General features: G+C 52.5%; 1 protein-coding gene. It reads right to left on the reverse strand.

Annotated features, from left to right (window positions below; genetic code table 11):
* The coding region (locus NZ772_04290) for a hypothetical protein (protein ID MCS6812776.1) at positions 1–2,465 on the reverse strand (2,465 nt) is incomplete at both ends.

Below are 2,465 nucleotides of genomic sequence, written 5' to 3' on the forward strand. Positions count from 1 at the left end.
CTATCCCCGATCGCACGGTAATGCCATATCCGCCGCTACCGCCTGCGAGCGCTGTATTCGTGCCCGTGGCAGTAATATTACCCCCAATAGAAGCAACTGACCCCTCAAGCGCTATGCCCGATTGACTGCCACCATTAGTAGTACCATCAAGGGATATGGTGCCTGTAGTGGTTCTTACACGACTGCCCGTTCGCAACCAGATACCAATACCCCCCTGGCTTGAACCAGTGAGGTTAGTAGCACCAGTATTTGATTCAATGAGGGCTGTTGCCTGTAATCTAATTCCTGATTCATTCCCGCTGTGACTACCTGCAATAGTAACGTTACCGCCGTTTGTGAGTAAGGCATTTTGCAGGCTAACACCACTACCACCAGATGTTCCCACTGTCGCTGCATTGTTGCCAACAATCTCTACATTTCCACCATTGGTGGTCAGAAATGCACCTGCTTCTACCCCAGAAGATTGCCTATTGTTGGTACTGCCGAACAGTTGCACATTGCCACCACCCGTGGTGAGAAATCCGCCTTGTAGACTCACACCATAGCTGTTGGTGCTGTTGCCTGTAATGCTAATAGCACCAGCACCTGTTGTGGTAATTGTACTGAATTTCAGCTCAACACCATTGGCTAATGGAGCGCTGCCGGTGCTATTGCCAACTATGGTGATATTGCCACCCGTTGACGCAATAATCCCAGGTACAGCCACGCCCCTAGCGGTACCTGAAGAGCCAGAGACCGCAATATCCCCACTGCCAGAGTCAACCAGTCCACGAATTCGGGTGCCAATCCCTTCAGTCGCTGGTGCAGTGGCCGTATTCACCCCTTGAATGGTAATCGTGCCACCGTTGGAGCGCACCAAGCCAAAGGCTTCGCCAATATCTACTCCAGAGAAGCCGATCGTTGTAAACGGAATTATGCCCCCGCTGGCTGAGCTGCCTTGGAGGGTAATCGCTCCTCCGTTAGATTCAATACTGCCATTGCGAACATACAAACCACTGCGATTAACACTATTACCTGTTAATTGAATGGTTCCGCCAGCAGTAACTACATTACCTCCAGCTAGGTGAATGCCCCATGCGTCGGTACCTGTGCCAGTAAACTGAATTGTGCCCGTTGTGGAACTTACGCCCCCAAAGATGTGAATACCTGCTGGTTCAGAGGGATCAAAAGGACCAACACTGCTGCCCAGAAAGGTGATGTTGCCAGCTCCGGACGAAACCCTGATACCACCACCCTGAATCTCGATACCGCGCCCACTGCTAGCATGGCTACCTGTAAACGTGATATTTCCGCCAGCCGAGGCGATCGTGCCATTATTAACCCAAATCCCTTGCCCGTTGCCGCCAATACCCGTGTTGGTACCTGTCAAGGTAATAGCACCACCACTAGATGTGATATTGCCATCGATAATAATGGCACGGCTACCTGCGTCTGTCGTGCTACCAACAATGGTGATAGCTCCCCCACCAGAGTCAATCGGCACCCCAGAGCGCACCCAGACTCCTGAGCCAGCCCTGAAGGTAATGGCTCCGCCGTGGGTACTGATAGCAGCGGCATCAATAATCAAGCTGCCGTCATTGTTGTTATCGAAATCAGCATGGAAGACAAGGTTCAGACTATCGCCACCTGGAACTGAGTCTTGAATGGTTCTGCCAGCCCCAAACGATATATTTCGCCCTGCTCGCAGTTCTAAGGTTTTTCCGGTACCAATCCCGTTGAAGTCTAGATTGCCATCCCAACCAATATCGTTGGTTGCTTCTAAGATGACTGAGTTAGACAGCAGCAAATTGTAGATGGAATTGGTACCGGTTGCTTGCCCACCGGGGTCTTCTAAGGGATCCCCAAACCCAGCACCCCAAATAAAAGGGTTGTTGTCTGCCATGTTACCCGGTGAGGCAAATCCACCCCCGTCACCAATGTAAATATCTGTGGGATCCAGCAAAAGGGTACCGACACGCCCTAGGGGAGCTGAGGTGTCTGTAAAGCCAGTAAACAGTAGGGAGTTTTTTCCAGATACCTCTACAAAGCCGCCATCACCCCCCAGTGATCCACCTCTGGCTGTGATGGTGCCACTGAAGCGGGTGGTGTTATCTGCCCAGACGATCGCCCGCCCGCCGTTACCCCTGCCCAGGGCATCAACCCGAATTGTAGAGGTGGCATCCACCACTGTAAATTGCGCATTGGGAACAGACCCTTGCCCTTTATAGTCCCCGCCGATGCGCACTATGCTACCGTGACCCGCATGGGACGCATCGATCGTGGCTGAGAATAGACCAACCCGATCGCCCAGCACCGCTACCTGGGATGTAGGCATTGATGCAGAGCTTGTTGAACTGGCAACCGATAACTCACCAGTGACGATCGCCGTTCCTGGGGACGCTGGTACTAAGGCTCCAGAATTCACCAAGCGCACCGTTCCATCGGCTTCAACAGATAGACCTGTTGCCTGCGAGGTCAACCCACTA

The organism is Cyanobacteriota bacterium (assembly GCA_025054735.1).
Classification (GTDB): Bacteria; Cyanobacteriota; Cyanobacteriia; order SKYG9; family SKYG9; genus SKYG9.